The organism is Rhodoferax koreense (assembly GCF_001955695.1).
GTDB lineage: Bacteria > Pseudomonadota > Gammaproteobacteria > Burkholderiales > Burkholderiaceae_C > Rhodoferax_B > Rhodoferax_B koreensis.
This window is the reverse complement of the sequence record NZ_CP019236.1, coordinates 2,012,198-2,038,197: the sequence shown is the minus strand read 5'-3', so window position 1 is coordinate 2,038,197 and position 26,000 is coordinate 2,012,198. Positions and strand designations below refer to the sequence as shown.

Sequence of the window (26,000 nt, the reverse complement as noted above, 5' to 3'; positions counted from 1 at the left end):
CCCCATGCAAGACCTGATCGACCAGTTGCGCCGCATCGTCGGCGACACCAACGTTTTCACCCACGACGATCCCGAAGCCGACCTCGGTGCCTGGGAACAGGACTGGCGCAAGCGCACGCGCGGCAGGGCGTTGGCGGTGGTGCGCCCGGGCAGCACGCGCCAGGTGGCCGAAGTCGTGCAGGCCTGCGCCGCCGCCGGCACCAGCATCGTGCCGCAAGGCGGCAACACCGGGCTGGTGGTCGGCTCGATCCCGAACGACAGCGGCACCCAGGTGGTGCTGAGCCTGCAGCGCATGAGCGCCGTGCGCAACGTGGACCCGGGCAATTCGACCATCACCGTGGAGGCCGGCTGCATCCTGCAGAACCTGCAGGACGCGGCCGAGAAAGCGGGTTTCCTGTTCCCGCTGAGCCTGGGCGCCGAAGGCAGCTGCACCATCGGCGGCAACCTGGCCACCAATGCCGGCGGCACCCAGGTCGTGCGCTACGGCAATGCACGCGAACTGTGCCTGGGTGTGGAGGTCGTGACCGCGCAGGGCGAGATCTGGGACGGCCTGTCGGGCCTGCGCAAGGACAACACCGGCTACGACCTGCGCGACTTGTTCATCGGCAGCGAAGGCACGCTGGGCATCATCACCGCAGCCACGGTGAAGCTGTTTCCGCAGCCGGCCGCGCAGCTCACCGCCTGGGCGCCCGTGGCCTCGCTCGACGACGCGGTCAAGCTGCTCGTGCTGGCCCACCAGCGCCTGGGCGCAGGCCTCACCGGCTTCGAGGTGATGGGCCAGTTCGCGCTGAGCCTGGTCGACAAGCACTACCCGCAGTTGCGCGTGCCGATGTGGAAGGACGCGCCGTGGTGCGTGCTGCTGGAAAATTCCGACAGCGAGTCCGAGGACCACGCCCGCTCACAATTCGAGAGCCTGCTCGAGGCCGCACTCGAACAGGGCCTGGTCAGCGATGCCGTGGTGGCCGAGAACATCGCCCAGGCGCACAACCTCTGGCACGTCCGCGAAAGCATCACCCTGGCCCAGGCCGAGGAAGGCCTGAACATCAAGCACGACATCTCGATTCCGGTCTCGCGCATCCCCGAGTTTGTGCGGCAGACCGACGCCGCCCTGGCCGCCGCGATTCCCGGCGTGCGCTTCGTCAACTTCGGCCACCTGGGCGACGGCAACCTGCACTACAACATCCAGGCGCCCGCCGAAGGCGACCCGAAAGCCTTCCTGCGCGAACAGGAGGAACACGTGAACACCATCGTCTACGACGCCGTGCAGCAATTCGACGGCTCGATCTCGGCCGAACACGGCGTGGGTGAACTCAAGCGGCACAAACTCGTGAAGCACAAGTCGCCGGTGGCGCTATCCATGATGCGCGCGATCAAGACCGCGCTGGACCCGCAGGGGCTGATGAACCCTGGCCGGGTGTTGTGAGCACACAGCAACTCCACGCCGTCGCCCGGCTGCGCGCAGAGCGCCAGGCCAGCAGCAAGAAGCCCTTCGTCGGCCGAGGCAACCGCCAGCCACGCTGCCCCGGCTGCCGTGTCATCGCCAGCCATTGCTTCTGTGCGCTGCGGCCGCGGGCGCAGACCGAGGCCGGCATGTGCCTCATCATGGCCGATGTGGAAGCCCTGAAGCCCAGCAACACCGGCTGGCTGATCGCCGACGTGGTGCCGCACACCTTCGCCTTCGGCTGGGCGCGCACCGAAGTCGACCCGGCCCTGCTGCGGCTGCTGGCCGACCCGCAATGGACGCCCTACCTGGTGTTCCCCGCCGACCCGCAGGACGCCCCGGCCGTGGCGCGCACCGTGACCGAGGTGCCCACCCTGCCCGGCAAACGCCCGCTGTTCGTGCTGCTGGACGGCACCTGGACCGAGGCCAACAAGATGTTCAGGAAGAGCCCCTACCTCAACGGCCTGCCGATGCTCAGCGTCCGCCCCGAGCAGCTTTCCCGCTACCGGCTGCGCCAGGGCTACGACGACGCACAGCTCTGCACGGCCGAAGTCGCCGCGCGCTGCCTGGCGCTGGCCGGCGAGCGCCAGGCGGCCGAAACCCTGGATGCCTACCTGGAAGTTTTCACCGGCCGCTACATCGACGCCAAGAACTCGGTGAAGCCGGACCCTGAAGACGCCGCGCACCTGCGCCTGCGGGCCTCGACCCATCAGAGGGAAGCGCAAGGCGTTCCCGCGGACAGCCAGGCCTAGTCATTGCTTGCGGCACGCTGCCGCCGTCGTTCACAACGCCCCCGCCCGTGCCGAAGCCAGCCGAACATCTCAAACGCCGCGTCCTGATGGCGATCCTTGCGCTGAGCCTGCTGAGTTCGGCGGCCGGCTGGGCCCTGATGGAGGCGCGCGGCCAATCGTCTGCAGTGCTGCGCGGGGTGTTCGGACTGAACCTGGTGTTCCACCCGGTGATGTACGTGGTCGTGTGGCGGCGACTGCTGCCGACGCGCTACATCGACATGGCCTGCCTGTTGTTCGCGGCCGGCATCTGCGCCGCCTGCATGGCGCTGCGCCTCTATGCACCCGTGTACGGCGCCAGCATCGACCTGCAACCGCTGTACCTGTGGATTCCGGTGATCTACGTGTTCGCCTTCACGCTGGCGGGCCACAAGACCAGCCTGACCATCTCGCTCTGCATCCTCGCGCTCTTTGTGGCCATCAGCCTGCCTTACCTGCTGAGCCAGGATCCGCCGCCCTACGCCAACTTCACCGTTCAGTTGCACATGGTGTCGGCGGTGTTGATCGCGGCGCTTTATTTTTTCTCCAGCTACCAGCACCGCTTCCAGATCGCGCTGCTCACGGTGGACGAGCTGGCCCGGCTGGCCAACACCGACGAACTCACCAAGCTGGCCAATCGCCGGCGCATGGCCGAAGCGATCGGTTCCGAACTGGTCCGCTTCACGCGTTACGGGCACGCGTTTTCAGTCATCCTGATCGACATCGACCACTTCAAGACGATCAACGACCGTTTCGGGCACGCCGTCGGCGATCAGGCCCTCGTGGCCCTGGCCGCGCGGGCCACGGAAGTGCTCCGCGACGTCGACATGCTCGGCCGCTGGGGCGGCGAAGAGTTCATCGTGGTCCTGCCGGAGACCGCGTTCGAGCAGGCCATGCACAAGGCCGCCGGGCTGTGCCGCCATGTGGCGGCCACGCCGCTGGTCGGCGAACACACCATCAGCGTCAGTTGTGGGGTCGTGCGGGTGCGAGCCGGCGACACCGCCGAAACCCTGCTGCAGCGCGCCGATGTAGCGCTGTATGCGGCCAAGCACGGCGGGCGCAACCGGGCCGAAGGGATGGATGACGGGCCGCCTGCGGCCTGAGCGCGCACTCAGCGGTCGACGCAGACGATGGAGGCCTGAATGCCACCATCCACCGCACCGGTGCCGAACCGGCGCGCGATCGCCTCGGCCGCGGCTGCGGTGGCATCGGCCAGGCCGGGATGTCCGCGCGCTTCGATTTCGCCGCGTAGCGGCGTCCCCTGGCAGTAGGCCAAGGCCGGCACCTCGGGACTGTCCGCACGGCTGCGCGCGGCCAGCGTGGCGAATGCGGGGCTGCCGGTAAAGCCTCCGGCGGCGAGATCCTGGGCGATGACGGGCCACGCGAAATAGCCGTGCGGCACGCGCACGGGAAAGCGCGGCGGATCGTCCGGAAAGACGCCGGCCAGCGCGGTGGTCACGGTGTCGGCGAATTCGTTGTCTTCGATGCGGTCCCAGACGTTGAAGAGCAATGTGCCCCCCGGGCGCAGCACGCGCCTGGCCTCGGCGAAGGCTTGCGCCTTGTCGGGAAAGAACATCACGCCGAATTGGCACACGACCACATCGAACGCAGCGTCGGGAAACGGCAGCTGCATGGCGTCGGCCTGGCGCCAGGTGATGGGCCGGCCGGTGACCGCCAATGCCGCCTGCTCGAGCATGGCCGGGCTCAGATCGGTGGCCACGATCGTGGCCTCGGGCGGCAGCAGCCGCGCCAGCTTGCGCGTGACGACACCCGTCCCGGCCGCGACCTCGAGCACCTGCGAAGGCCGGCGCTCTGCGACCCGCGCGGCCATGTCGACCGCGTAAGGCTCGAAGATCAGCGGCACCATGTACTTTTCATAGAGCTGCGGAACGGAACCCGCGAACACGGGCGCGTTGTCGGGAACGGACATGATCGTCTCCTTGCCTGACCCGGGAGCGATGTCCCGGCCCAGACCCCATTGTGGTCACGTTCCGGCGTGGCTACAAGCTGCGATTCAGTTCAATGCACCGGCTCGCAGCGGACGTCGGCAAGCACCGAATTCGCGATGAAACATTCCTCGTGCGCCAGTCGGTGCATGGCTGCAATATCGTCATCGCTCGGCAGCCTGTCACCGCAGAAACGCACCGCGGGCCGCAGCGTCACGAGGGAGAAGGCGAGCTTGCCTTTCGCGTTCGGGCGCATCACCCCCTCGGCCTGATCGACATAACTGTCGACACAGAACTTGCGCTCGGCCGCAATGCCGAGGAACCACAACATGTGGCAACTCGACAGCGAGGCGACGAAGGCCTCCTCCGGGTCCATGGCCGCCGGGTCGGAGAAAGGCACGCGTACCACCAGGGGCGACGACGAGGCCGGCACCTCGAGGCCGCCGTCGAGCCGGATCACATGCCGCCGGCTGTAGCGGTTGTCGATGAAGGCCTGGCCGGCGCGTTCCCAGGCGACCTGTGCCGTGTAGACATGGCGCATCGGTGCCCCTTCAAGCCGCCTTGCTGCGCAGCCTCAGCAGGCCCAGGCCGAGCAGCACGAAGGCGCCACCCGAGATGCGGTTGAACAGCCGCACGCGCCGCGCGTCGGCGAAACTGCGCTTGAGTCCGCGCGCCAGCAGCACGTAGAAGATGTGCGACAGCACCGTGCAGCCGGCGAAAGTGGCGGTGAGCACCAGGAACTGTTCGGTCGCTGGCGCATCGGCAACGAGGAACTGCGGGAACAGCGCGGTGAAGAACAGGATCGCCTTGGGATTGGTGACGGCCACGGTCACGCCGTTGAGGAACAGCTTCAGCGAACCGCGTACGCCCGCCGCTTGCGCCTGGTCGGCATCGGCGAAGCCGTTGGCGCCATTGCGCCATTGCTTGATGCCGAGATAGATCAGGTAAGCCGCACCCGCGAGCTTCAACGCCAGGAAGGCCGTGGCCGATGTGCTGAGCAACACCCCCAACCCGGCCATGGCGACGGCAGAGACAAGGAAAATGCCCAGTGCATTGCCCAGCGAGCCGAGCATGGCCCGGCCCGGGCCGACCGACACCGAATTCGATACGGCCAGCAGCACGGCCGGACCGGGCGTGAAGGCCATGAAGATCGAAACGCTTGCAAAGACGAGCCAGTTGGACCAGGTCATGGTGCGGTTCCTTGTTGAGTTCCGGATTGTAGTTTTGCCGCCGGGAACGGGCCGGCGCGGTGCCGTGGCCTCACAAGGTCAGGCAAAACCCGTCCACGATCGCCCCCGGCGCGGTCACGCTGCCGAGTTGCCGCGCGCCGTAGGTGGCCGCATCGGGCACGAGCTCCGCGGCGTCCGTCAGCGCCACCAGCCCCTCGCCGAACATGCGCAGCAGCGAGTCGTCGAAACGCATCACCTGGATGGGCGCGACGAGTCGGCCGTCCTCCACCCACCAGCAGGCGAAACGGGTCATGCCCGTGATGCGGCAAGCCTGGCGATCGCTGTAGTTGAGGTAGTGCAGGTTGCTGATCCATACGCCGGTGCCCAGGCGCTGCAGCACCTCGGTTGCGGGCAGATCGCCCGGGCCGAGCGCCAGGGCTTCGGGCGATTCGCCGCCGCCGCTGCCGTTCGTGGGCTGGCCATATTCCTGCGCCGAGCGCGGGGAGACCAGGGAGTCGGCCACCACGCCGGCGCGGACTAGCGGCACGGCGTCGGGCTTGACGAAGCCATCTCCCTGGAAACGCGGCGCGGTGCCCGTCGAGGTGGCTTCGAGCAGGTTCACGCCTGCATTCAGGCGCATGCCGTCGCGGTGCATCAGGATCAGGCTGGACACGCCGGTCTTGACCGCCTTCAGGCCGAAGCCGCCCCAACTCAGCGTGCCCAGCATCTCGGCGACCGCCACAGGCGAGAAATACACGCGGTAGGCGCCGGGCGACAGGACCCGCGCGGGCTGGGCCAGCAGCGCACTGCGGGCCGCCGAGTCGCGAATGCGCGCCGCCAGCTCATCACCCTGCCAGTCGGTGCCGGCATAGGCGGCCTTCACGGCCTTGTCGGCCGCCTGGTAGATGCACCATTCGAAGTTGAAGCTGCGCACACTGTGCCAGTTGCGCTGGCCGCGGCTGTCGGCAAACGCGCGCTGCACGCCGCCGCCCGCATAGAAGCCGACGAAGTCCACCCCGGCCGCATGCCGGGCCACGGCTTCGATCACCGAAACGGCGTTGGGGACATTGCCCTCCTCGGTGCGTTCGGTGTTGGTCACCACGCCGGGCAACAGCAGATAAGGGTCTTCGGGAATAAAAGGCAGTTGTTCGATGAGCGTGGCACGTTCGGCCAGCAGGCGCTGGATGTCGCGCTGCGGATCGCCGCAGAGGCTCAGGCTGCCGTCGGCGCGGCGCAGGCCGGCCACCACCGAAACCGTGGCATAGCGCTGATCGACCTGCGTGGCCTGGCGCACCTGGGCGTGGTTGAAACGGATGAAGTCGGACTGCTCGGCCGAGAAGTTCAACAGCACGCGGTCGATGCCACCCGGCAACGTGCACACGGCGTCCGCCAATTGCTGGAAATAGATCTGCATCAGTTCGCTCCGCCGAACACCGACACGCGGCTGAACTTGCAGGCCGGCGCCGCATGGCCCACGCGCACGACCTGGTTCGGCTCGCCCTTGCCGCAGAACGGCGTGCCCATGACCTCGAAGGTGGACGCATCGCCGACCATGGCCAGCGAACGCCAGAAGGTGGACGAGATGCCGCGGTAGCTGGGCTTCTTCACCACCTCGGCGAGTTGCCCCTCGCGGATGCGCTGGCCGTATTCGCAGCCGAACTGGAACTTGTTGCGCGAGTCGTCGATGCTCCACGAAGCATTGGTCTTCATCAGGATGCCGTCTTCCACGCTGGCGATCATGTCGGCCAGTGAAGAAGTGCCGGGCTCGATGTTGAGGTTGCTCATGCGGTCGATCGGCGCGCGGTTCCAGCTGCAGGCACGCGTCGTGGCGACGGCTTCGAAGTCCACCCCGAGCGCGTGCGCGCGCTGCTGCGACAGGCTGCCGCCGAGCGGGCGTTGGAGCAGGCCTTTCTCGATGATGAACTCGCGCCGGGCCGGCGTGCCTTCGTCGTCGAAGCCGAAACTGGCGAACTGCTCGCCGCGCGTCGGATCGAAGGTCACGTTCAGCAGGTCGCTGCCGTAGGCGTAGCTGCCGAACATGTCGAGCGTGACGAAACTGGTGCCGGCGAAGTTGCGCTCGTCGCCGAGGATGCGGTCGAGCTCCAGCGGATGGCCGATGCTCTCGTGGATCTGCAGCATCATCTGGTCGGGCATCAGCACCAGGTCCATCTCGCCCGTCGGACAGTTCGGCGCGCGTGCGAGTTCGATGGCTTCGCGGGCCACGCGCGGGCCGTCGTTCGCGAAGCCCGCGCGGTCCAGCACTTCCAGGCTGCCTTGCTGGCAGAAGCCGTTGTACTGCCCGGCGGCACTGCGCGTCTGCGTCTCGCCGCCCACGCTGGCCACGGCAAGGATGTTGGGCACGACGAAATCCCACGCCTGCGCAACATGGTCGCCGCGCGAAGTCACGAGCCGTTGTTCGGTGTGGGTCGTCCACAGCGATGCGCTCCAGTCGACGATCTCGCTGCCGAGCTTGAGGCTGTGGCTCACGCCCATGAGCAGATCGAAGCGCTCCTTCAGCGAAGACTGGCCGACCGGGCGCCGGTTCGGCGAACGGTAATGCGCGGCGGCCGGCGCGACATCTTCTGCAAGCGCTTTGCGATAGTCGAACACGCTGTGGCCCGCGGCGGCCTGGGCCATCATCATGGCCTGGCTGAACGCCTGCCGGATGCCGGGGCCGGAGACATCGCCGGTGGCCCCATAACCCATGGCGCCGCCGCTGACCACGCACACCATCACCCCTTCGTCGTGCGTGCGCACCGGCGACTCGGCGAGGTTCTGCCGCACGTTCAATTGCTCCGCACTTTCCACCACATGGCGCACCGACCAGAAGTCGGCCTCCGGCGCGGCCAGCCGGGCGGCCTCCTGGGCCCAGATTTCGAGTTTGTCCATATGTTGAAAGCCTTTTCGGTACGCGCCGAGTGAACGTCTTGCTGTGCCGTTTTAGCACACCCCACCCCTCCCCGCGGCCATCGGGGGCGCTGCCCGATCCGCCTAGAATGCACGCTGACGGAACGCTCCCGCGCTCCGAGCCGAGCCCAAGGCCCATTCGCGATGACTTCCTCCCCCTCCAGACCGACCCGCTCCCAGTACGAAGATTTCATGCGCCACGTCGACACCCATGGCGTGGCCAAGGGCGACCGCACCGGCACCGGCACGAAGAGCGTGTTCGGCTACCAGATGCGCTTCGACCTGAACGAAGGTTTTCCCCTGGTCACGACGAAGAAGGTGCACCTGCGTTCCATCATCCAGGAACTGCTGTGGTTCCTCACCGGATCGAGCAGCAACAACTGGCTGAAAGAGCGCGGCGTGACGATCTGGGACGAATGGGCGCGCGCCGATGGGGACCTGGGCCCGGTCTACGGCGTGCAGTGGCGCAGCTGGCCCACGCCCGACGGCGGCCACATCGACCAGATCGCCGAAGTCATCAAGACGCTGAAGGCCAATCCCGATTCGCGCCGCATCATCGTCAGCGCCTGGAACGTGGCCGATCTCGACAAGATGGCCCTCATGCCCTGCCATGCCTTCTTTCAATTCTACGTGGCGCCGGCACAGGCCCCCGGCGAACGCGGCAAGCTGAGCTGCCAGCTGTACCAGCGCAGTGCGGACATCTTCCTCGGCGTACCCTTCAACATCGCCAGCTATGCGCTGCTGACGCACATGGTGGCGCAGCAATGCGACCTGGACGTGGGCGACTTCATCTGGACCGGCGGCGACTGCCACATCTACAGCAACCATGCCGAGCAGGTGGCGCTGCAACTGAGCCGCGCGCCCTATCCTTACCCGACGCTGCACATCAAGCGCAAGCCGGATTCGATCTTCGACTACCAATTCGAGGATTTCGAGGTGCTCGACTACCAATGCCACGCCGCCATCAAGGCGCCGGTGGCGGTCTAGCCCAATGCCGATCCACTTGATCTTCGCGCGCGCGCGCAACGGCGTCATCGGCGCCAACAACACCCTGCCCTGGCACCTGCCCGAGGACCTGGCGCATTTCAAGCGCACCACCATGGGCGCGCCGGTCATCATGGGCCGCAAGACCTGGGACTCGCTGCCGCCACGGTTCCGCCCGCTGCCCGGACGCCAGAACGTGGTGCTCACGCGCCAGGCCGGCTGGCAGGCCGACGGCGCGGTGCGCGCCGGCTCGGTGGAAGAGGCGCGCGCGATGTTCCCCGCGGGCGTCGACGCCTGGGTGATCGGCGGTGCCGACATCTACGCGCAGGCGCTGCCGCTGGCGGACTCGGCGGTGGTGACGGAGATCGACGCCGACTTCGAAGGCGATGCCTTCGCGCCACTGTTGGCCCCGCCCTGGCGCGAGGTTTCGCGCGAGACGCACCGCGCCGCGAGCGGCCTGGGCTACAGCTTCGTGGTGTTCCGGCGCGAGCGGGCCGACGCCGGCCGCACCGGCGACACGTAGTCGGGGTGGAACGCCCTCTGCGGCCCCTCCTCGAAGGCCACAGTCACGGTTGACGCATCGGCTGCCACCACGCGGCCCCGGCCATAGCGCTTCACCTTCACCGCGTCATCCGGCTTGAACACCGGCCCGGTCGCCAGCGTCTGCACCGTCTCGACCGCACGCTCGGCGAGTTGGGCCTGCAGGCCGGCCCGGGCCTCGGCGATGCGGCGGCAGTTGTCGCAGCCTCCGCAATCCTCCGCGTCTTCCCGGCCCTGCAGGTGCGCCAGCAGCACCCGCCAGCGGCACTGGCCGGTCTGGGCATAGAAGACCATGCCTTCGAGCGCGTCCTGGTCGAGCTCGCGCTTGCCCCGGTAGGCCGTCATCAAGGCCAGCAGGCCAGCGTCGTCCAGGTGTTTCTTCAACAGATAGACGTGGCCACCCGTGTCGACGGCAGCGATGCGCTGGCGGCGCAGCAGGCTTGTGGCCACCCGCAGCTTGTTCAGCGGCCGGCGCAGCTTGTGCTGCAGTTGGGCCAGAGACCAGCCGTCCTGCGCATCCGGCGGCGTGCCCTGCAGCGCGCCATAGAGAGCCCGAACGTCGTCTTCGCCGGGATAACGTCCACCCATGAAAAATTGCTGTACGGCCTTGTCGCTGCGCAGGAACAGCAGCGTGCAGTCCGCGTCCAGCCCGTCGCGGCCCGCACGGCCCGATTCCTGGTAATACGCGTCGAGCCCGGCCGGCATCTGGTAGTGCAGCACGAACCGGATGTCGGGCTTGTCGATGCCCAAGCCGAAAGCGTTCGTCGCCACCATCACGCGCACGCGCCCGTCCATGAACGCTTCCTGCGCCGCGTGGCGGTCGGCCGCGGGCAACTTGCCGTGGTAGATCAGCGCCGAGGCACCGGCGGCCACCAGCGCGGCGTGCACGGCCTCGGCGGCCTTCACCGTGGCCGTGTAGACCAGCCCGCTGCCTTCGGCGCCTGCCACCAGGGCCAGCACCCGCGCGAGCTTGTCTTCCTCGCGCGCGACCTGTTCGACGCGATAGTGCAGGTTCGCGCGGTAGGCGCCAGTGTTGATCACGCCGCTCGCTGCAATGCCGAGTTGCGTGCGGATGTCTGCGGTGACGGCGTCGGTCGCGGTGGCGGTGAGCGCCAGCACTGTGGGTTTGCCGAGCTTTCGGAAGGCGGGCGCAATGTCAAGGAACGCGGGACGGAAGTCATGGCCCCACTGCGAGATGCAATGGGCCTCGTCCACGGCCAGCAGGCTCGTGGGCTGGCGCTGCAGCAAGGCCATGAACGCCGCATCGGCGAGCCGCTCGGGGGTGGTCAGCACAATGCGCGCGGTACCGTCGGCAATGGCCCGTTCAGCCGCGTGCAGGGTTTCGGCATCGATGGCGCTGTTGACCTGCACGGCCTGGATGCCGCGCTCGCACAGCGTTTCGCATTGGTCCTTCATCAGCGCGATCAGCGGCGAGACCACGACGGTCTTGCCGGGCAACAGCAGCGCGGGCAACTGGTAACACAGCGATTTGCCCGCACCGGTCGGCATCACCGCCAGCGTGTGGCGGCCATCGAGTACGCGCTCGATCACCTCGCGTTGGCCAGTGCGCATCCGCTGCAGGCCGAAGCCCCGCCGCAGGGCATCGCGGATGCGCCTGTCTCGCTGAGCAGGCGTCGCAGAGGCCTTGCGTTCAAGAGTGGATGGCTTGCCGCCGATGGCGGCTTCGGCCTGGACCGCGGTATCGGTATCGATCAGTCGCACGGAACACCTGCTCAGCCACGGTCCGGGCTGTCGGACTCGGCACCGCCTTCATCCTCGTCCTCTTCGTCGCCTTCCTCGTCGAGGGCGAGGTCGTCGACGGCGGCCTCGCTGTCGATGTCGATGGGTTCATCGGATGTCGCGTCACTTTCGCGTTCAACGTGATCGGGCAGGATGTCGCGGTCGGAGAGGTCCATGCCCTCGATGCTCGCGCGCTCGCCCGTACCCGCGGCATCGCTGTCGTTGGCCAGTTCGCCGTCCCCATAGGCGCCCTGCGCGTCGCTGCCGCTGTCGGAGTTGTCGCTGGGGCCCAGTGCGTCCGTGTCTTTGCCGGGGATGGGTTCGGGCATGTGTTCGCCGCCCAAAATGCTGCTGGTTGCCATGATGTTCCTTCGGTTCGTCTCGTTGGGAAAGGTTGTTCCATTGTGCGAAGCGAAGACCTGCCGGGCTGTGGGACGGACCGCGGCCCTGCTGTCAGCGAGCGCCCACGCCAAGGTCGATGCGATCGGCCGACCACGAAAAAACGGCCACACCCCTCACAGGATGCGGCCGTCGCCCAGGCGTCAAGCGCCAGGAATGGACTCAAGGATCAGGCGGGATAGCTGTCGGCCACACGTGCGGAGTAGTTGCCTTGCGATTGCGCGTCGCGCAATTCGGCCTTGACCTGCTCACGGGTCTTGCCACCGACGGTCTGGGCCGCCTGGTCGGCCGGGTAGTTGTCGTCCGCCTGGATCAGCGTACCGTCGCGACGCGCTTGCATCAGTTCCGCGCGGACCTGGGCGCGGGTCGTGTTGCTCACGGTGCTGGTCTGGACACCGGGATAGTCGTTGTCGCCCGCGAATGCGCTGGCGGCAGACAAGGAAGCAATGGCGATCAGGGCCGACGAAAGAATCTTGGTCGAAGTGTTCATGATGTAGTTTCCTCTGACAGTAAAAAATGGCCACTACATGAAAGGAGCCTCTTGCCGCGTGGCCACCGGGTTCGGTGGCCCTTGAAAAGAGGTTCTTTGCATGTACAGGGTTTGCAAGCTTGCGCCCTCTGTGATTGGCAGTTGGGTCCTGGCGTTCCGCTTCTGAAGAGCCCTAAATCGAATCACACTGTTTCCAAACCAGAGACTCTGCCTCAGAGTGGGGCACGCGTCTTACTTGGTGGCGGCGGGGTAGTTGTTGTTATTGATTTCGGGCGTCTGGCCTGCCGCCTCGGCCTTCTTCAATTCCGCCTTGACCTGGGCGCGGGTCTTGCCGGGACCGGTGGATTTCTGGGCCTTGGGATAGCTGTCGTCGTTCTTGAGAACGCCACCGCTCTTTTCGGCCTTCGCGGCGTCGGCCTCGACCTGCGCACGCGTGAGGGTGCTCTGGGTCTTGGGCTGCACGGGGTAGGCGTCGTTCGATTCCGCAAAGGCGCTGACAGCGGTCAGGGCCGCTACGGCGATCAAGGCGGAAGACAGGCGTTTCTTCGAGCTGTTCATGGTGTGGATTCCTCTCGGGTGAATGGTCCGTCCGGGATGGACGGTTTGCATGGTCTGCCCGGTCTGTGAATACCAAAATTCGCGATAAGTTCGCTCATAAACAGGTGACAGAAGTCACTTTATCAATGCCACATGTATACGTTCGTCACTCCGACGGCTCGGCCACGGTACCGAACTCATACGAAGCCATCGCCACGTTCATGGCCTGGTCGACGAAGAGACGGCGGCCCACATCGTCTCCCGCCGCGCCGGCCACCACCATCAACGGAATCAGATGGTCTTCCTGCGGATGGGCGAGCCGCGCGCCGGGCGCTGCCTCCCAATGCACCAGCCGCTCGTTGCGCACGGCAGCCGTCGGCGCGGTGATCGCGTCGTTGAGATAGGCCTCGAAGGCGCTGGCCACGGGCGTCGACGTGGGACGGCCGAAACCCCGCATGTTGTGGTAGGTGAGCCCGCTGCCGATGATCAACACGCCTTCGTCGCGCAGCGGCACGAGGGCCTGGCCGAGCCGGATGTGCTCGGCCGGGTCGTAGCTGGACTTCATCGACAGCATGACCACCGGGATGTCGGCCTCGGGGTACATCAGCGCCATCGGCACGAAGGTGCCGTGGTCGAAGCCGCGGCGTGGGTCTTCTGCGCTCTCCATGCCGGCCGCGCCGAGCAGTTCACGCACACGGGCGGCGAGTGCGGGAGCGCCTGGGGCACGGTACTGGATCCGGTAGGTGTGTTCTGGAAAGCCGTAGTAGTCGTATTCCATCGACGGGTGTTCGGCGGTAGACACGGTGAAGGCCTCCGCCTCCCAGTGCCCCGTGATCACCAGCACGGCCTTCGGCTTGGCCGGGAAGCGCTGTGGCATCTGGCGGAACGCCTGCTCCGTCCTGGCGAACTGCTCGCGCATGCCGTCGACCCAGGGCCAGGGGCCTCCGCCGTGCGAAACGAAATAGACCGGGAATCGGGTGGCTGAGTCGGCGTAGGAGTCGGTGGATGGGCGGGTCATGGCTTGCATGGTGTTTCTTTCTCAAATGATGTGGCGCGCCATGGCGCCATGCCATGAATGTACAGACGCCGTGTCGGCACCACTAGATGGCAAAGCCGGGAAACACTGTGCCGGATTTCAGGACGCACCGAGACACCACCCGTTTCTGGCGGCTTGGTGCTAGCATGGTCCGCATGAGCAAACACTGCACCCATACCGACAGCATTGCCCACGTGGTGCCGGGCACGCTGGGCTGTGCCGAATGCCTGAAGCTGGGCAGCATCTGGGTCCACCTGCGCCTGTGCCGCACCTGTGGCCACGTCGGCTGCTGCGACGATTCTCCGCACCGCCACGCCCGCGCGCATTTTCACGAGACCGGGCATCCGATCATCGAGGGCTACGATCCGCCCGAAGGCTGGGGCTGGTGTTTCGTCGACAAGGTCGAGGTCGATCTCGGCGACACCACGCCGCAGAACGGCCCGATCCCCCGCTACGTCTGAAGGCCAGGTTCGGGCGGATAAGGCCGCGCCCCTGGCAACGCCGCGCGCGGCAGCATCGCGTGGATGCCCTTGTTGCCGTCGACGAGTTGCGTCACGCGCAGGTCACAGGCCAGGCTGCACAGCGTGTAGGCGTCGGGCGCGGGCAGGCCGGTGAGTTCGCCGATCCAGCGGATCATCTCGCGCAGCGCCTGCCGGGCGGCGTCGTCCAGGTCGGCATCCAGGCCCATGGCGATGTAGTGCGTGGGCGTGAGCGCACGCGGGAAACGCAGGCCGGCGTGCTTGTGGAGCACGAACTCGAAGGTGCCCGACAGGCTGGTCTCCAGCGCCGTGAGGCACACCTCGCCATCCCCCTGCATGCCGTGACCATCGCCCGCGGAAAACAGCGCGCCTTCGGCCCACACGGGCAGCAGCAGCGTGGTGCCCGGCACCATTTCCTTGAGGTCGATGTTGCCGCCGTATTCGCGCGGCTCGATCGAACTCTGCGCGCCATAGTGGGCCGGCGGCGCCACGCCCATGATGCCGAAGAACGGCGCCAGCGGTAGCTCGGTGCCCCAGGGCATGGTGGCGATGCGGCGCTGCCGGTCGATCGGGATGTGCATGCGGCGCAGTTGCGGGAAGTCTTCCGGCAGGGTGCCCAGCAGCGGGCGCTGGACGTTGTAGCCCCAGTCCTGGCGCAGGGCGACGTCGATCACCCGCACTTCGAGCATGTCGCCCGGCATGGCGCCCTGCACCGCCACCGGCCCGGTGAGGATGTGGCCGCGCATGCGCGGCTTGATGCGGTCGTGGATGGCGCGTAATTCGGGCAGCACCTCGAACGGTGGACCCGGCATGTCTTCCGGAGCGCCGGAGACGCAGTGCAACGTGACCCTGTCGCCGGAGGCGACCGTGAGCACGGGTGGCAATGCCGCATCGAAGAATCCCCAATGCACGGTATCGGGGGAGGAATGAAGTTCGTGATGGGTGGCCATGCGCGCCAGTGTAGGGGCCGCGGCGCCTCCTGAAACATCAAAGGGCTGCCGCCGATGCATTCGGCAACAGCCCCAAGCGCAGGTGGCGTCGCTTAGACGGAGCGTTTGCGGCGGCGCGTCAGACCGATGGCCGCGATGCCCAGGCCCAGCAAGGCCAGCGAGCCAGGCTCGGGCACCTGGCTCGGCGGCGCCACGTTGAAGCCGACAGACACGTTGTCCATCTCGAAGGCGATGCCGGTGGTGCGGAACGAGAAACTGGTGAACTGCTCGCCCGGTTCGAAGAACAGGTTCACATAGATGTTGGACGAGTCGGCCTGCTGGTTGCCCGAGGTGCCCTTGAACTGATCGATCAGGCTGGCGCCGGTAACGGTCGCGATCAGCCCGCCTTGCGCGTTGTAAAACAGCAGGTCGTTGTAGGTGTCGATGGAGCCGTAATAGAGACCGAGGTAGTTCAGGCTCGCCCCGGCGCCCAATTGGCTCAACAGCCCGCTGTAATTGACGTTCACGACATCGGGCAAGCTGCCGCCCTGCGAAGGGCCATAGGCATAACAGGTTGAGTCCCCCGCCGGCGCCGCGGCCACGCCTGCGACCGTGCCCGACCTGAAGGCGTAGCTGCCGCCGCTCAGGCTCACCAGCCCGGCCGGCGTATCCAGCCCGCAGCCTTGCGCATTGCCGCCGCCGTTGCGCGCGCCGAACGTCTCGATGAAGATGCCTGAGCCCGGAACCGCCACGTTGGCGGCGGTCAGGAACGGGCTGGTCTTGCCGGACTGGTCGCCACCGGGCACATTGGTGTTGGTGTAGTTGTAACTCACCTGGTAGGCCTGCGCCCCTCCGGCAAGCCCCGCCCCGACGGCAAAAATGGCGCTGAACAGAAGTTTCCTCATGGCGTGTGTCCCTGTTGTTTCAGTTGTGACAGAGAGGTAAAAAAATCTCTCCTTTCTGAATGGTCTTACGGTACCGACACGCCGCCGCGTAGGACGAAACCGACAGCCCACGTAGTCCTTGCCGCAGCAACCTGGCCGTCATCCGCCCCCATGGCAACGCGTTTCGGACGGCTCTGAAGCGCCAGGCTGGCCGTGAAACAGGGTGCTACAAGCATGGCTATAGTGAACTTAAATCCAGTTGCGGTGGCCGGCGCCTCTCGTCCGGACGAATCTGGGTGCCAACCAACACGCTCATGCCGACAATGTCACGCCCTCAGCGCCGTATCACAGGCTATACGCAATCCGTCCGAAGTGGCCGGCCATCCCGCCAACCTCGGGCCAAAACCACGCTTTGGACCCTGCTGCGTTCGGCGTTGACGCCGCGGATTTTCGGTCGAAGGGAGTACTCAAGCGAGGTCTGCCCGCACTGCTTCCAGAGCACCAGCCAGCGTTACCGGCGCTGCGAGCATTGTGGCGGGTGGATCGTTCCGCAGTCGCGCTGGGACAAGCTGTGATGGCCCGCCAGTGCCTGCGCACGCGCGCAACAGGACGGTTCACCCGACCTCCGCAAGCGGCTTGGCGCTAGCCTTCCAAATTTGGACCATAAAAAAAGGGTTTGCTGCCATTTTCATAGGAGCAAACCCTTATGTCTGGCGGAGTGGACTGACCTGCCCCTCCCAGCCGTACCAACCTGAAGTTCGCGAAGTCCGTCAATGACCCTGACCCAATTTCCCTACCGATCAGAAGTTAGTATTTCCGGCTCTTTTGTTGCCCGGCGTGCGGGGTTTAAACCCCGCACGCCGGGCGAACTCCTGGGGCGTTGTCCAGTCTAGCGCACTGTGGGGTCTAACCTCGTTATGCTGAAGTCCAGTTCGACGCCGTGCTCATAGGCCCACCTGTCCATGACCTTGCTGATGAACTCACTGCCGTTATCCGTCTTGATGGTCTGCGGCAGGCCGCGCTCGCACACGATCAAGTTCAAAACCCGCACCACGTCTTCGCCTTTCAGGCTTTGTCCGGCATGAATGGCCAGGCTCTCGCGCGAGCAGCAGTCCACGACCGTGACCATGCGCAGCTAGCGGCCGTCAAACAGGTTGTCAGCCACGAAATCCATGCTCCATATCTGATTAACTCGCTGCGCCGCGGTCTTGGGTTGGCGCAGTCGTGCCGCCTTGCTGCGCCTGGGCCGCTTGAGGCGCAGTGACAGGCCTTCCTCCCGGTACAGGCGGTACACCCGCTTGTGATTGTCTTTGAAGCCCTCGCGCTTGAGCATCACGTGCACTCGCCTGTAACCGAAGTGCACGCGGGCCTGCATGATCTTCATCCGCATCGTCAACGCACTATCGTCGCGTGCCATTGATCGGTACAAGTACACCACGCGACTGAGCTGGATGACGACCTCGAGCGCCATTGTGAGCACGGCATTGTTCGCGGTGCCGACCAAGTTGCTGTGGAACAGCGAGTTAATCGAGATCCAGCGAGTCGCATCGATGCCTTGCCCACAAGCTGCCGCGTCGTGCAAGATGACCTGATCGTGCACTCCGACCAAGGCTGGCACTACAAGATGCAGCCCTACCGTGCGATGCTCACGCGACGCGGAGTCAAGCAAAGCATGAGCCGCAAATGCAACTGCTTCGACAACTCGGCAATTGAGAGCTTTCTTGGCGCCCTGAAGGTCGAGTATTTTCATCTCGAAAGGCCCGCCAGCATTGATGCGCTTGAAGCGGGCGTGCATGATCACGTCCACTACTACAACCACGAGCGCATCAAGCTCGGGCTGCAAGGGCTCAGCCCGGTGGAGTACCGGTTGAGAAGCACCGCCTGAACGGCGGCATCGTGACCGTTCAACTTCTGGAGGTCAGTTCAACACCGGGGGCGATTCAGAATGCGTCGGACCGTCTAAAGGGATTTACGTGGATTTACGCGACCTTCACTATTTCGAGGTAATTGCCGAGCTTGAACATATTGGCCGTGCTACTGAGCGTTTGCATCGCTCGCAGCCCGCGCTCACCGGCGCAGTTCGTCGCTTGGAAGAGACGTACGGCGCCAACCTCATTGAGCGCACTGGCCGCGGCATCAGGCTGACGGCCGCTGGTAAGACTTTGCTCAAGTGGGCACAGCGCGCGAGGTTGGACCTCGAAAACGCCCACCGCGAGATTCGCGATCTTAGTCAGGGCATGACCGGCGAGGTCAAGCTGGGCATCGTGCCAACAGCGGCCCAATTTCTACTCCCACCAGCAGCCCGGACTCTGCTCAGAGAAGCACCTGGCGTGAAGCTGAAGACAACAGTGGCGCTTGGAGACGTGCTACGGCCAAAGTTGACGAGTGGGGACATCGACCTGATGGTGGGCACCGAAAGCTTCGACGATCAGGAACTGAGCTCCCAATTGCTTGCAGAAGACCAGATCGTTGTTGCCGCTGCGGCGTCCCACCCTCTTTTCGAGCGGCCGGCGCTCACGCTACGCGACTTGGTCGGCTACCCCTGGGTGTTGCAGCCACCGGGTGCCCCCATCCGGGACTGGCTGGACCAGACATTCGACCGTCATCACCTGCCGCGTCCCGAAGTCCAGGTGGAAAGCACCATGCTGCTGATGCTTCCCACCTTGATCGAGGAAACCGGCTTGCTGAGCTTCATCTCCCGCCTCCATCTGCGGGCGGGCAGCAGCGGCGCCCAGTTGCGCGAAGTGGTGGTGCGCGGAGCGACCATGCGACGGCGGATGGTGGTCAGCTCGAGAAGAGACGGCTATCTTTCTCCTGCTGCTGATCGTCTTGTGGCATTGCTCGCAACCCAAGCGAGGCGCCACCCTTCCTGATCAAAAGTTTTTCCAATGGGTTGAAACGAATAATCGATTGGATGTTTTCGGCGCGGGCGTGAATACTTTCCCCTGAGTCCAGCGAGAGCGATCTAGCTGCCGTAGATGGACTGAGGAGACAACAAATGAGATTGCCCACCGTGCGTGGCGCTGCGACCATGGCAGCCCTGCTTGTTGTCGGCGCAGCCGCAGCCTGTTCGGCCAGCGCACAAGGCGCCTATCCATCCCGCGCGATCCGACTCGTGGTGCCGTTTCCGGCAGGCGGCGCACCGGACATGATCGCGCGCGAGGTTGCCAACAAGGTGACCACGCAGCAGGGCTGGACCATCATCATCGACAACAAGCCGGGCTCCGGTGGCAACCTGGGTGTCGATGCTGCTGCGAAGGCTAAGGCGGACGGCTACACCCTGGTTCTAGGGCAAACAAGCAACCTGGCCATCAACCCGAGCCTTTACGCCAAGATGCCATACGACGTGGAAAAGGATCTCACACCGGTCGGCTTGGTGGCCAGTGCGCCGCTGGTGCTCGCCGTGTCGAACACCTCGCCCTACAAGACGCTCGCCGACATCGTGGCCGCGGCCAAGGCGAAGCCCGAGTTCCTCAACTTCGCCAGCTCCGGCAACGGCACGGTCGCGCACCTTGCCATGGAACAACTGCAGAAGATCGCCAGTGTGCGTTTTACGCATGTGCCCTACAAAGGCGCCGCACAGGGGATCACGGATCTGATCGGCGGACAAGTCCAGATGTACATCTCGTCCGTGCCGACCCTCATCGGCCACATCAAGAACGGAAAGATGCGCGGCGTCGTGGTTACCTCGGTCAAGCGTTCGCCGGACATGCCCGAAGTCCCCACCGTGGCCGAGTCGGGCTTCAAAGGTTTCGAGGCCGTCACGTGGTTCGGCATCGCCGGCCCGGCCGGTCTGCCGAAGGACATCGTTGGCACCCTGAACGCCGCCTTCAACAAGGCGCTGCAGGCACCCGATGTCCGCCAGAAACTAGCCGAGCAGGGCAGCGAGGTGTTGGGCGGCACACCCGAGCACTTCGCGACCCTTATTCGCACCGAGACCACACGCTGGGCGGCGGTCGTCAAGGAATCCGGCGCCAAGATCGACTGAGCGCGGCTCACCATCACCAAATCCAGCTTCACAGGCCCGGCATTGCGCCAGGCCGGCCGCCCCACATCCCTCCTCCTTCGAAAGGTACCCCCATGTCCACACTGCCCGACATCATCCGTGACTTCGAACGCGTTCCCGCACACATCGTGCAGCAGGCCGCCGAGTTCCAGCCGGCCATCCTGGCCGACGTGGCCGGCCGTCGCGGAGGCCTGGACGGCCGCATCCGGGCCCTGCGGCCGCGCATGAAGCTGGCCGGCACGGCGCTGACTGTGGAAGTGCGCCCTGGCGACAACCTCATGATCCACGCCGCCATCTCGCTGGCCAAGCCCGGCGACGTGCTGGTCATCGATGGCAAGGGCGATCTCAGCGCCGCACTGATGGGCACCATCATGATGACTGCTTGCAAGCAGTTGGGCATTGCAGGGGTGGTAATCGACGGGGCCGCGCGAGATAGTCTGGAGATCCACGAAATGGACTACCCGGTATTCTGCGCCGGCACGAATCCCAACGGCCCCACGAAGCTGGTGCCCGGCCGCATCGGTCATCCGGTGTCGGTCGGTGGCGTTACCGTGCACTCAGGCGATTTCGTCATCGGCGATGCCGACGGCGTCGTCGTCGTCGAACGCGACAAGATCGAAGGCCTGTTGCCCATGGCGAAAAAGAAGGTGCGCGACGAGGCGGCTCGCATCGCTGCCATCAAGACCGGCGACACCGCCGCCAAATGGCTGGACTCGGCTTTGCGCGCTGCGGGCGCTCTCAAGGAAGGGGAAACACTGTGAGCACCATCCTCGTGAGCAGCGACGCGCTGGCGCCCCAGGCGCTGGAATTGCTCAAGGAGTATGCACTGGTCTTCACCGGCAAGAACCCGCAGGAAGAACACATCGTCGCGCTCTGCCGTGAACACAACCCTGTGGCCATGATCGTGCGCTACGGCAAGATCGGCGCAGCAGCGATGGACGCGGCGCCGGCCATGAAGGTGCTGTCCAAACACGGCAGCGGCACCGACAACATCGACAAGGCCGCGGCCAAAGAGCGCGGGATCGATGTCGTCGCCGCCGCTGGCGCTAATGCAGCGGCCGTGGCCGAGCAAGCCCTGGCCTTGCTCATGGCCTGCGCTAAGTCGGTCAGCCGCGTCGACGCGCGCATGCACGCGGGCCATTGGGACAAGGCCGGCCACATGAGCGTGGAGTTGGACGGACTGACGGTGGGGGTGGTCGGCCTGGGGGCCATCGGCCAGCGCTTCGCGCGCATGGCCCATGGCCTGGGCATGCGGGTGCTGGGTTTCGACCCCTACGCCCAGAGCCTGCCCGACTACATCACCACCACGGACATGCCGAACCTGTTGCGCGAGGCCGATGTCATTTCTCTGCATTGCCCGCTCACCGACGAGAACCGGCACATGCTCAACGACGCCACGCTGGCCACCTGCAAACCCGGCGTCATCGTGGTCAATACGGCGCGTGGTGGCTTGATCGATGAAGCGGCCCTCCTGGCTGCGGTGCAGTCGGGCCAGGTCATGGGCGCCGGCTTGGACAGCTTCGCAGTGGAGCCGATGCAACCCGGACACCCTTTCCAGGGTCAGCCCGGCATCGTGCTGAGCCCCCACATCGGCGCGGTGACCAACGGGGCGTACGTCAACATGGGTGTCTTCGCGGCACGCAACGCACTGGCGAGCCTGGCGCGCCGAGCGGTCACTGCGTGAGGTCACCATGTCACAACGCTGGAAAAACGCGCCGCCGGGCAGCCACTGGGGGGAGTTCGGCATCGACGACCAACGCGGTCGCATGAACCTGGTCGACGCAGACAAGGTGCTGCAGGGCATCGCCGAAGTGCGCGAGGGAAAGACATTCTGCCTTTCGCTACCGCTGGACGTGCCGGGCGGCATGACGATGAACCCACGCCGCATGCCGGCGCAAATGTTCGCCACGCTGCGGGACGGCAATAGCGCCGGCGTGCAGGGCTACTGCTGGTCCTACGCCACGGAAGACCCCGAGCAGACCGATGTGGTGTGCGACGAGGTGCTGCTGATGAACACCCAGTATTCGACCCAGTGGGACAGCCTGGCGCACATGGGCTCGCGTTTCGATGCCGATGGCGACGGCGAAGCCGAGGCGGTGTTCTATAACGGTTACCGCGCCGGGCGTGACATCCATGCAGCCTCGGCCGACCCACAGGCCGTGGCCGACTGGGCCCGCTTTCCGGGGCCACGCGCCGACGCTTTGGGCATCCAGAATCTGGCGGAACATGGTGCCCAAGGCCGGGGGGTGATGGTCGATCTGGAACACCACGTCGGTCGCCGCCGGCATGCTGTGGGCTATGACGAGCTCATGCGCATCCTCGACACGGACGGCGTTGAGATCGAGGCGGGGGACATGGTCTGCTTGCACACCGGTTTCGCGGACACGCTGCTGGCCATGAACCGCCAACCCGACCTGCAGCAGCTGCACGCCACCGGCAGCGGACTGGACGGCCACGACGCGAAACTGCTGAACTGGATCGTCGACGTGCGGCTGGCCTGCCTGCTGGCCGACAACCCCGCGGTGGAGCTGGTGGTGCCCAAGCTCATGACGCCGACGCCCATGCGTCGGCCCCGCCTGCCGCTGCACGAACACTGCCTGTTCAAGAACGGCATCCACCTCGGCGAGCTGTGGCTGCTCACGCCGTTGGCGCGCTGGCTGCGCGCCAACGGGCGCCACCGCTTCCTGCTCACCGCACCACCGCTGCGCCTGCCGGGTGCGGTCGGTTCACCCGCGACCCCCATTGCGACCGTTTGATCTCAATAACACAGGAGACTTTTCAATGAAAAATACACGCCCGGCCAAGATGGCCGCCCTCGTCGGCCCCGTCCTCGCAGCAGCGCTGCTTTCCTTGACCGGCGCTGCCATGGCCGACTGGCCCGACAAGCCGATCCGGCTCGTCGTGCCGTACCCGGCCGGTGGCGCGGCCGACAACACGGCACGCATCCTGGCTCAGGAACTCGGCGGCCGGCTCAAGCAACAGATCCTCGTCGACAACCGGCCCGGTGCCAGCGGCACCATCGGCGCAGCCTTTGTCGCCAAGGCGCCCGCCGATGGCTACACGCTGCTGCTGGACGCGACTTCCTACACCGTCAACCCGACGCTGTACCCCAAGCTCTCTTACAACCCGGAAAAAGAACTGGCGCCGGTGTCCCAAATCATGCAGGTCCCGCTGCTGATGGTCGTGCCGGCCAACTCGCGCTTTTCGAGCGTGGCCGACGTAGTCAAGGCGGCGGCGGCCCAGCCCGGCAAGCTGGCCTTCGCCTCCGCAGGCAACGGCGGCGCCCAGCACCTGGCGGCCGAACTGTTCGCCCAAAGCCAGAAGCTGCAAATGACCCATGTGCCTTACAAGGGCGGCGCGCCCGCACTGACGGACCTCATCGGCGGCCAGCTGGACCTGATGTTCAGCGCCACGACCGCCAGCGGCACCTTCGTCAAGGGTGGCAAGCTCAAGGCCTTGGCCATCACCTCGGCGAAGCGGCAGGATGCCTGGGCCCAGGTGCCCACGATGTCGGAGTCGGGCATGAAGGGCTTCGAGGTGTACGAATGGAACGGCCTGTTCGCCCCCGCCGGCACGCCCCGTGCCGTGCTGGATCGCCTGGAGGCGGAGACCCGCGCCGTGGTGGCCAGTCCGGCCGTGGCCAAACGCTTCGAAGAGATGGGCGTACAGCCTGTCGGCTCCAGCGCCAAGGACTTCGGCGCGTTCGTGAAGACAGAAACCGCCAAATGGGCCGAAGTCATCAAGGCCGGCAACATCCACGCCGACTGACCCGCAGGACATTCTCATGGCGCATAACCTCATCAAGTTCGGCCACCGCCTTCTGGCCCTTGGATCCATGGCCGCAGCGATGGCAATCGCAGCGCCTGCAGCGCATGCGCAGGCGGACTACCCATCCAAGCCAGTGCGCGTGGTGGTTCCCTATGCCCCCGGCGGCGCGGTCGACCTCGTGACGCGCCGCATCGCACAGCAGTTGACGGAACAGACCGGCACCAGCTTCTTCGTGGACAACAAGCCCGGCGGCACAGGCACCATCGGCATTCTGCAGGTTGCGCGCTCCACGCCCGATGGCGCGACCTTGCTCACCAATGACATGACGTATGCGATCCTTCCGCACGTCTTCCACAAGCTGGCCTGGGACTACGACAAGGATTTGGTGCCGGTCGCGGCTTTCAACTTTGCGCCGGCAGCCATCGTCGTGGCCGCAGACTCCAAGTTCAAAACACTCGGGGAGCTCATCGCCTATGCCAAGGCCAATCCCGGAAAGTTGAACTATGGCACGGGAGGGGCAGGTACCATGCCACACTTCTCCACCGAAGCCTTGAAAATGGCTGGCCAATTCGACGCGGTCCATGTGCCATTCAAGGGCAATGGAGAAGCAACGATGGCACTGTTGACCAACACTATCGATTTCCAGATTGCATCTACTGCTGGTGTCATGGGCCAGCTTAACGGCGGCAAGGTCAAGTTGCTGGCAATCAGCGGAAAGGAGCGGCTCAAGGCATTTCCAAATGTGCCGACTTTCGCAGAGGCTGGCCTTCCGAACTACAGCGTGGTTAACTTTACCGGCCTGTGGATTCCCAAGGGAACGCCCGCCACCGTGGTCCAGCGTCTGGAGCGCGAGATCAGCGTCGTCATGAAGGGCAACAGCATGAAGGAATATGCAGACAGCATCGGCGCGGTGCCAACCGTGGTTTTCGGCCAAGACTTCGCTCAACTGCTCAAAAACCAGACCCAGTACTGGAGCGCCGTAGCTACAAGCGCGAAAGTCGAGAAACAGTAATTCGATCGGACCCGCCCATGTTCATTCTCGATCAACCGCAGGTACGCCAGTTGGAGCTGTTCACCAGCATGCCTGACGTTCACCGGCGTACCGGGCGTCGCAATGCATGGGCCGACGCCAATCGAGGAGGACAAAGCGTAGATTCCTTTCTGGAAGGGCCCGTCACCTTGACGCTCTCCTCTCAACGCGGCTTTATGCTGTCATCGGAGGCAGCGTACGGAATGTTAGCCGCGGCCGACGAACGGCATTTTCGTGGCCATGATGGTCATGAACTGCACGTTCACGTCCAGCGGCAGCTTGGCCATGTGCAGCACGGCGTCGCCGGCGTGTGTCACGTCCATCATCGGTTCGGTCGTCGACATGCCCGCGGCGAGCTCGGTGAGCGCATTGCCGATGTCGATCTGGCTGCCGACGATGTCGTCCTTGCGGCCGTCGAGCGAGATGGATTTGGTCAGGCCGGTGACCGCGTGTTTGGTCGCGGTGTAGGCGACCGACATCGGCCGCGGCGCGTGCGCCGAAAGCGAACCGTTGTTGATGATGCGGCCGCCCTTCGGCTCCTGTGCCTTCATGATGCGGATGGCGTGTTGGGTACACAGGAACATGGCCACCAGGTTGATGTTCACCACCTCGCGGAATTTCTCGATCGGCAGGTCTTCCATCGGCACGGCGGGCGCGCCCATGCCGGCATTGTTGAACAACACGTCGAGCCGGCCGAATGTGCGCTTCACTTCGGAAAACACTTTCTCGACATCGGCATCCCGGGTGATGTCGGCAACCAGCACCAGCGCGCGGTCCTGGGCTGCGGATTCCGCCGCGGTTTTCTCCAGCATGTCCTGGCGGCGGCCCACCAGGCCGACGTAGTAGCCGTCCTTCAGCAGCGCGAGCGCCGCAGACTTGCCGATCCCGCTGCCTGCGCCGGTGACGATCGCAACTCTTTTCTCTGTCATGACTGCGCCTCCAGCCGGA

Annotated in this window: 27 protein-coding genes and 1 pseudogene; 14 read left to right on the top strand and 14 right to left on the bottom strand. The window is 65.5% G+C overall.

All coding sequences use genetic code 11. The features are described 5' to 3' along the window. Window positions 1-4: 4 nt before the first annotated feature. From RD110_RS09495 to RD110_RS09485, 3 genes are read left to right on the top strand one after another with little or no spacing between them, the layout of a single operon-like run. Window positions 5-1,423: an FAD-binding oxidoreductase gene (locus tag RD110_RS09495; protein ID WP_076198876.1), complete on the top strand. Its 1,419-nt coding sequence runs from the start codon at window positions 5-7 to the stop codon at window positions 1,421-1,423. Beyond that, complete coding sequence (locus RD110_RS09490) at window positions 1,420-2,193, top strand: tRNA-uridine aminocarboxypropyltransferase (RefSeq protein ID WP_076198874.1); 774 nt, start codon at window positions 1,420-1,422, stop codon at window positions 2,191-2,193. Before RD110_RS09495 ends, RD110_RS09490 begins: the two co-directional genes overlap by 4 nt. A 47-nt stretch (window positions 2,194-2,240) precedes the next feature. Beyond that, complete coding sequence (locus tag RD110_RS09485; protein WP_157900107.1) at window positions 2,241-3,311, top strand: GGDEF domain-containing protein; 1,071 nt, start codon at window positions 2,241-2,243, stop codon at window positions 3,309-3,311. A gap of 8 nt (window positions 3,312-3,319) precedes the next feature. Here RD110_RS09485 and RD110_RS09480 read toward each other — a convergent pair whose 3' ends face one another. The 5 genes from RD110_RS09480 to RD110_RS09460 all read right to left on the bottom strand — a co-directional run bounded on the left by RD110_RS09480 (window position 3,320) and on the right by RD110_RS09460 (window position 8,212). Continuing rightward, window positions 3,320-4,138, bottom strand: a complete 819-nt coding sequence (locus tag RD110_RS09480; RefSeq protein ID WP_076198870.1) for a class I SAM-dependent methyltransferase — start codon at window positions 4,136-4,138, stop codon at window positions 3,320-3,322. An 89-nt stretch (window positions 4,139-4,227) separates the two neighbouring features. After that, the gene (locus RD110_RS09475) at window positions 4,228-4,695 is read right to left on the bottom strand and encodes an OsmC family protein (RefSeq protein ID WP_076198860.1); all 468 of its coding nucleotides are present in this window, start codon (window positions 4,693-4,695) and stop codon (window positions 4,228-4,230) included. A gap of 10 nt (window positions 4,696-4,705) precedes the next feature. Continuing rightward, window positions 4,706-5,344 (bottom strand): LysE family translocator, encoded by a 639-nt coding sequence (locus RD110_RS09470; protein WP_076198858.1) that lies wholly within the window; start codon window positions 5,342-5,344, stop codon window positions 4,706-4,708. A gap of 70 nt (window positions 5,345-5,414) precedes the next feature. Then, window positions 5,415-6,737, bottom strand: a complete 1,323-nt coding sequence (locus RD110_RS09465; protein WP_076198856.1) for a TldD/PmbA family protein — start codon at window positions 6,735-6,737, stop codon at window positions 5,415-5,417. Further along, window positions 6,737-8,212 carry a TldD/PmbA family protein gene (locus tag RD110_RS09460; RefSeq protein ID WP_076198854.1) on the bottom strand — a complete coding sequence of 492 codons (1,476 nt, stop codon included), beginning with the start codon at window positions 8,210-8,212 and terminating at the stop codon, window positions 6,737-6,739. Before RD110_RS09460 ends, RD110_RS09465 begins: the two co-directional genes overlap by 1 nt. Before the next feature lie 162 nt (window positions 8,213-8,374). Here RD110_RS09460 and RD110_RS09455 point away from each other — a divergent pair, with 162 nt between their 5' ends. Both RD110_RS09455 and RD110_RS09450 read left to right on the top strand, forming a co-directional pair. Continuing rightward, on the top strand, window positions 8,375-9,217 hold the full coding sequence (locus tag RD110_RS09455) for a thymidylate synthase (protein ID WP_076198852.1): 843 nt from the start codon (window positions 8,375-8,377) through the stop codon (window positions 9,215-9,217). A gap of 4 nt (window positions 9,218-9,221) precedes the next feature. Beyond that, window positions 9,222-9,737 carry a dihydrofolate reductase gene (locus RD110_RS09450; protein WP_076198850.1) on the top strand — a complete coding sequence of 172 codons (516 nt, stop codon included), beginning with the start codon at window positions 9,222-9,224 and terminating at the stop codon, window positions 9,735-9,737. Here the strand turns inward: RD110_RS09450 and RD110_RS09445 are convergent. The 5 genes from RD110_RS09445 to RD110_RS09425 form a co-directional block, all read right to left on the bottom strand. Next, on the bottom strand, window positions 9,677-11,476 hold the full coding sequence (locus tag RD110_RS09445; RefSeq protein ID WP_239467207.1) for a RecQ family ATP-dependent DNA helicase: 1,800 nt from the start codon (window positions 11,474-11,476) through the stop codon (window positions 9,677-9,679). The two genes, RD110_RS09450 and RD110_RS09445, sit on opposite strands and share 61 nt — an antisense overlap. Window positions 11,477-11,487: 11 nt before the next feature. Beyond that, complete coding sequence (locus tag RD110_RS09440; RefSeq protein ID WP_076198848.1) at window positions 11,488-11,856, bottom strand: hypothetical protein; 369 nt, start codon at window positions 11,854-11,856, stop codon at window positions 11,488-11,490. Window positions 11,857-12,062: 206 nt separating this feature from the next. Beyond that, window positions 12,063-12,383 carry a DUF4148 domain-containing protein gene (locus RD110_RS09435; protein WP_076198846.1) on the bottom strand — a complete coding sequence of 107 codons (321 nt, stop codon included), beginning with the start codon at window positions 12,381-12,383 and terminating at the stop codon, window positions 12,063-12,065. Window positions 12,384-12,614: 231 nt separating this feature from the next. Beyond that, a complete protein-coding gene (locus RD110_RS09430; RefSeq protein ID WP_076198844.1) occupies window positions 12,615-12,941 on the bottom strand; it encodes a DUF4148 domain-containing protein in 327 nt (108 codons plus the stop codon). Window positions 12,942-13,086: 145 nt separating this feature from the next. After that, entirely contained in the window at window positions 13,087-13,947 is an 861-nt protein-coding gene (locus tag RD110_RS09425; RefSeq protein WP_239467206.1) for a DODA-type extradiol aromatic ring-opening family dioxygenase, read from the bottom strand. A 164-nt stretch (window positions 13,948-14,111) separates the two neighbouring features. Between RD110_RS09425 and RD110_RS09420 the strand changes: the two genes are divergently transcribed. Further along, on the top strand, window positions 14,112-14,417 hold the full coding sequence (locus RD110_RS09420; protein WP_076204714.1) for a UBP-type zinc finger domain-containing protein: 306 nt from the start codon (window positions 14,112-14,114) through the stop codon (window positions 14,415-14,417). Here the strand turns inward: RD110_RS09420 and RD110_RS09415 are convergent. From RD110_RS09415 to RD110_RS28535, 3 genes and pseudogenes are all read right to left on the bottom strand, one after another. Further along, on the bottom strand, window positions 14,408-15,385 hold the full coding sequence (locus tag RD110_RS09415; RefSeq protein WP_076198842.1) for an acetamidase/formamidase family protein: 978 nt from the start codon (window positions 15,383-15,385) through the stop codon (window positions 14,408-14,410). The two genes, RD110_RS09420 and RD110_RS09415, sit on opposite strands and share 10 nt — an antisense overlap. Before the next feature lie 92 nt (window positions 15,386-15,477). Continuing rightward, window positions 15,478-16,269 (bottom strand): Npun_F0296 family exosortase-dependent surface protein, encoded by a 792-nt coding sequence (locus RD110_RS27835; RefSeq protein ID WP_076198840.1) that lies wholly within the window; start codon window positions 16,267-16,269, stop codon window positions 15,478-15,480. Between the two features lie 779 nt (window positions 16,270-17,048). Continuing rightward, a pseudogene (locus RD110_RS28535) lies at window positions 17,049-17,704 on the bottom strand (DDE-type integrase/transposase/recombinase); the annotation flags it as partial. Window positions 17,705-17,872: 168 nt separating this feature from the next. Between RD110_RS28535 and RD110_RS09400 the strand changes: the two are divergent. From RD110_RS09400 to RD110_RS09365, 8 genes are all read left to right on the top strand, one after another. Then, window positions 17,873-18,133 (top strand): IS3 family transposase, encoded by a 261-nt coding sequence (locus RD110_RS09400; protein ID WP_338053091.1) that lies wholly within the window; start codon window positions 17,873-17,875, stop codon window positions 18,131-18,133. An 88-nt stretch (window positions 18,134-18,221) separates the two neighbouring features. Further along, window positions 18,222-19,121: a LysR substrate-binding domain-containing protein gene (locus tag RD110_RS09395; protein ID WP_076198838.1), complete on the top strand. Its 900-nt coding sequence runs from the start codon at window positions 18,222-18,224 to the stop codon at window positions 19,119-19,121. A gap of 125 nt (window positions 19,122-19,246) precedes the next feature. Continuing rightward, window positions 19,247-20,236 (top strand): tripartite tricarboxylate transporter substrate binding protein, encoded by a 990-nt coding sequence (locus RD110_RS09390; RefSeq protein ID WP_076198836.1) that lies wholly within the window; start codon window positions 19,247-19,249, stop codon window positions 20,234-20,236. A 92-nt stretch (window positions 20,237-20,328) separates the two neighbouring features. Further along, window positions 20,329-21,015, top strand: a complete 687-nt coding sequence (locus RD110_RS09385) for an RraA family protein (RefSeq protein ID WP_076198834.1) — start codon at window positions 20,329-20,331, stop codon at window positions 21,013-21,015. After that, window positions 21,012-21,938: an NAD(P)-dependent oxidoreductase gene (locus RD110_RS09380; protein WP_076198832.1), complete on the top strand. Its 927-nt coding sequence runs from the start codon at window positions 21,012-21,014 to the stop codon at window positions 21,936-21,938. Before RD110_RS09385 ends, RD110_RS09380 begins: the two co-directional genes overlap by 4 nt. A 7-nt stretch (window positions 21,939-21,945) precedes the next feature. After that, window positions 21,946-23,010: a cyclase family protein gene (locus tag RD110_RS09375; RefSeq protein WP_076198830.1), complete on the top strand. Its 1,065-nt coding sequence runs from the start codon at window positions 21,946-21,948 to the stop codon at window positions 23,008-23,010. Window positions 23,011-23,035: 25 nt separating this feature from the next. Continuing rightward, window positions 23,036-24,022: a tripartite tricarboxylate transporter substrate binding protein gene (locus tag RD110_RS09370; RefSeq protein ID WP_083686177.1), complete on the top strand. Its 987-nt coding sequence runs from the start codon at window positions 23,036-23,038 to the stop codon at window positions 24,020-24,022. Between the two features lie 16 nt (window positions 24,023-24,038). Then, on the top strand, window positions 24,039-25,034 hold the full coding sequence (locus RD110_RS09365) for a Bug family tripartite tricarboxylate transporter substrate binding protein (RefSeq protein ID WP_076198828.1): 996 nt from the start codon (window positions 24,039-24,041) through the stop codon (window positions 25,032-25,034). Between the two features lie 224 nt (window positions 25,035-25,258). Here the strand turns inward: RD110_RS09365 and RD110_RS09360 are convergent, their stop codons facing one another. Next, the gene (locus RD110_RS09360; protein ID WP_076198826.1) at window positions 25,259-25,981 is read right to left on the bottom strand and encodes an SDR family oxidoreductase; all 723 of its coding nucleotides are present in this window, start codon (window positions 25,979-25,981) and stop codon (window positions 25,259-25,261) included. Window positions 25,982-26,000 lie beyond the last annotated feature (19 nt).

Coding starts and splice junctions, on each gene's coding strand:
- RD110_RS09495 (WP_076198876.1), top strand. CDS start 5: ATGCAAGACCTGATCGACCAGTTGCGCCGCATCGTCGGCGACACCAAC.
- RD110_RS09480 (WP_076198870.1), bottom strand. CDS start 4,138: ATGTCCGTTCCCGACAACGCGCCCGTGTTCGCGGGTTCCGTTCCGCAG.
- RD110_RS09475 (WP_076198860.1), bottom strand. CDS start 4,695: ATGCGCCATGTCTACACGGCACAGGTCGCCTGGGAACGCGCCGGCCAG.
- RD110_RS09470 (WP_076198858.1), bottom strand. CDS start 5,344: ATGACCTGGTCCAACTGGCTCGTCTTTGCAAGCGTTTCGATCTTCATG.
- RD110_RS09465 (WP_076198856.1), bottom strand. CDS start 6,737: ATGCAGATCTATTTCCAGCAATTGGCGGACGCCGTGTGCACGTTGCCG.
- RD110_RS09460 (WP_076198854.1), bottom strand. CDS start 8,212: ATGGACAAACTCGAAATCTGGGCCCAGGAGGCCGCCCGGCTGGCCGCG.
- RD110_RS09455 (WP_076198852.1), top strand. CDS start 8,375: ATGACTTCCTCCCCCTCCAGACCGACCCGCTCCCAGTACGAAGATTTC.
- RD110_RS09450 (WP_076198850.1), top strand. CDS start 9,222: ATGCCGATCCACTTGATCTTCGCGCGCGCGCGCAACGGCGTCATCGGC.
- RD110_RS09440 (WP_076198848.1), bottom strand. CDS start 11,856: ATGGCAACCAGCAGCATTTTGGGCGGCGAACACATGCCCGAACCCATC.
- RD110_RS09435 (WP_076198846.1), bottom strand. CDS start 12,383: ATGAACACTTCGACCAAGATTCTTTCGTCGGCCCTGATCGCCATTGCT.
- RD110_RS09430 (WP_076198844.1), bottom strand. CDS start 12,941: ATGAACAGCTCGAAGAAACGCCTGTCTTCCGCCTTGATCGCCGTAGCG.
- RD110_RS09425 (WP_239467206.1), bottom strand. CDS start 13,947: ATGCAAGCCATGACCCGCCCATCCACCGACTCCTACGCCGACTCAGCC.
- RD110_RS09420 (WP_076204714.1), top strand. CDS start 14,112: ATGAGCAAACACTGCACCCATACCGACAGCATTGCCCACGTGGTGCCG.
- RD110_RS09415 (WP_076198842.1), bottom strand. CDS start 15,385: ATGGCCACCCATCACGAACTTCATTCCTCCCCCGATACCGTGCATTGG.
- RD110_RS27835 (WP_076198840.1), bottom strand. CDS start 16,269: ATGAGGAAACTTCTGTTCAGCGCCATTTTTGCCGTCGGGGCGGGGCTT.
- RD110_RS09400 (WP_338053091.1), top strand. CDS start 17,873: ATGCAGCCCTACCGTGCGATGCTCACGCGACGCGGAGTCAAGCAAAGC.
- RD110_RS09390 (WP_076198836.1), top strand. CDS start 19,247: ATGAGATTGCCCACCGTGCGTGGCGCTGCGACCATGGCAGCCCTGCTT.
- RD110_RS09385 (WP_076198834.1), top strand. CDS start 20,329: ATGTCCACACTGCCCGACATCATCCGTGACTTCGAACGCGTTCCCGCA.
- RD110_RS09375 (WP_076198830.1), top strand. CDS start 21,946: ATGTCACAACGCTGGAAAAACGCGCCGCCGGGCAGCCACTGGGGGGAG.
- RD110_RS09370 (WP_083686177.1), top strand. CDS start 23,036: ATGAAAAATACACGCCCGGCCAAGATGGCCGCCCTCGTCGGCCCCGTC.
- RD110_RS09365 (WP_076198828.1), top strand. CDS start 24,039: ATGGCGCATAACCTCATCAAGTTCGGCCACCGCCTTCTGGCCCTTGGA.
- RD110_RS09360 (WP_076198826.1), bottom strand. CDS start 25,981: ATGACAGAGAAAAGAGTTGCGATCGTCACCGGCGCAGGCAGCGGGATC.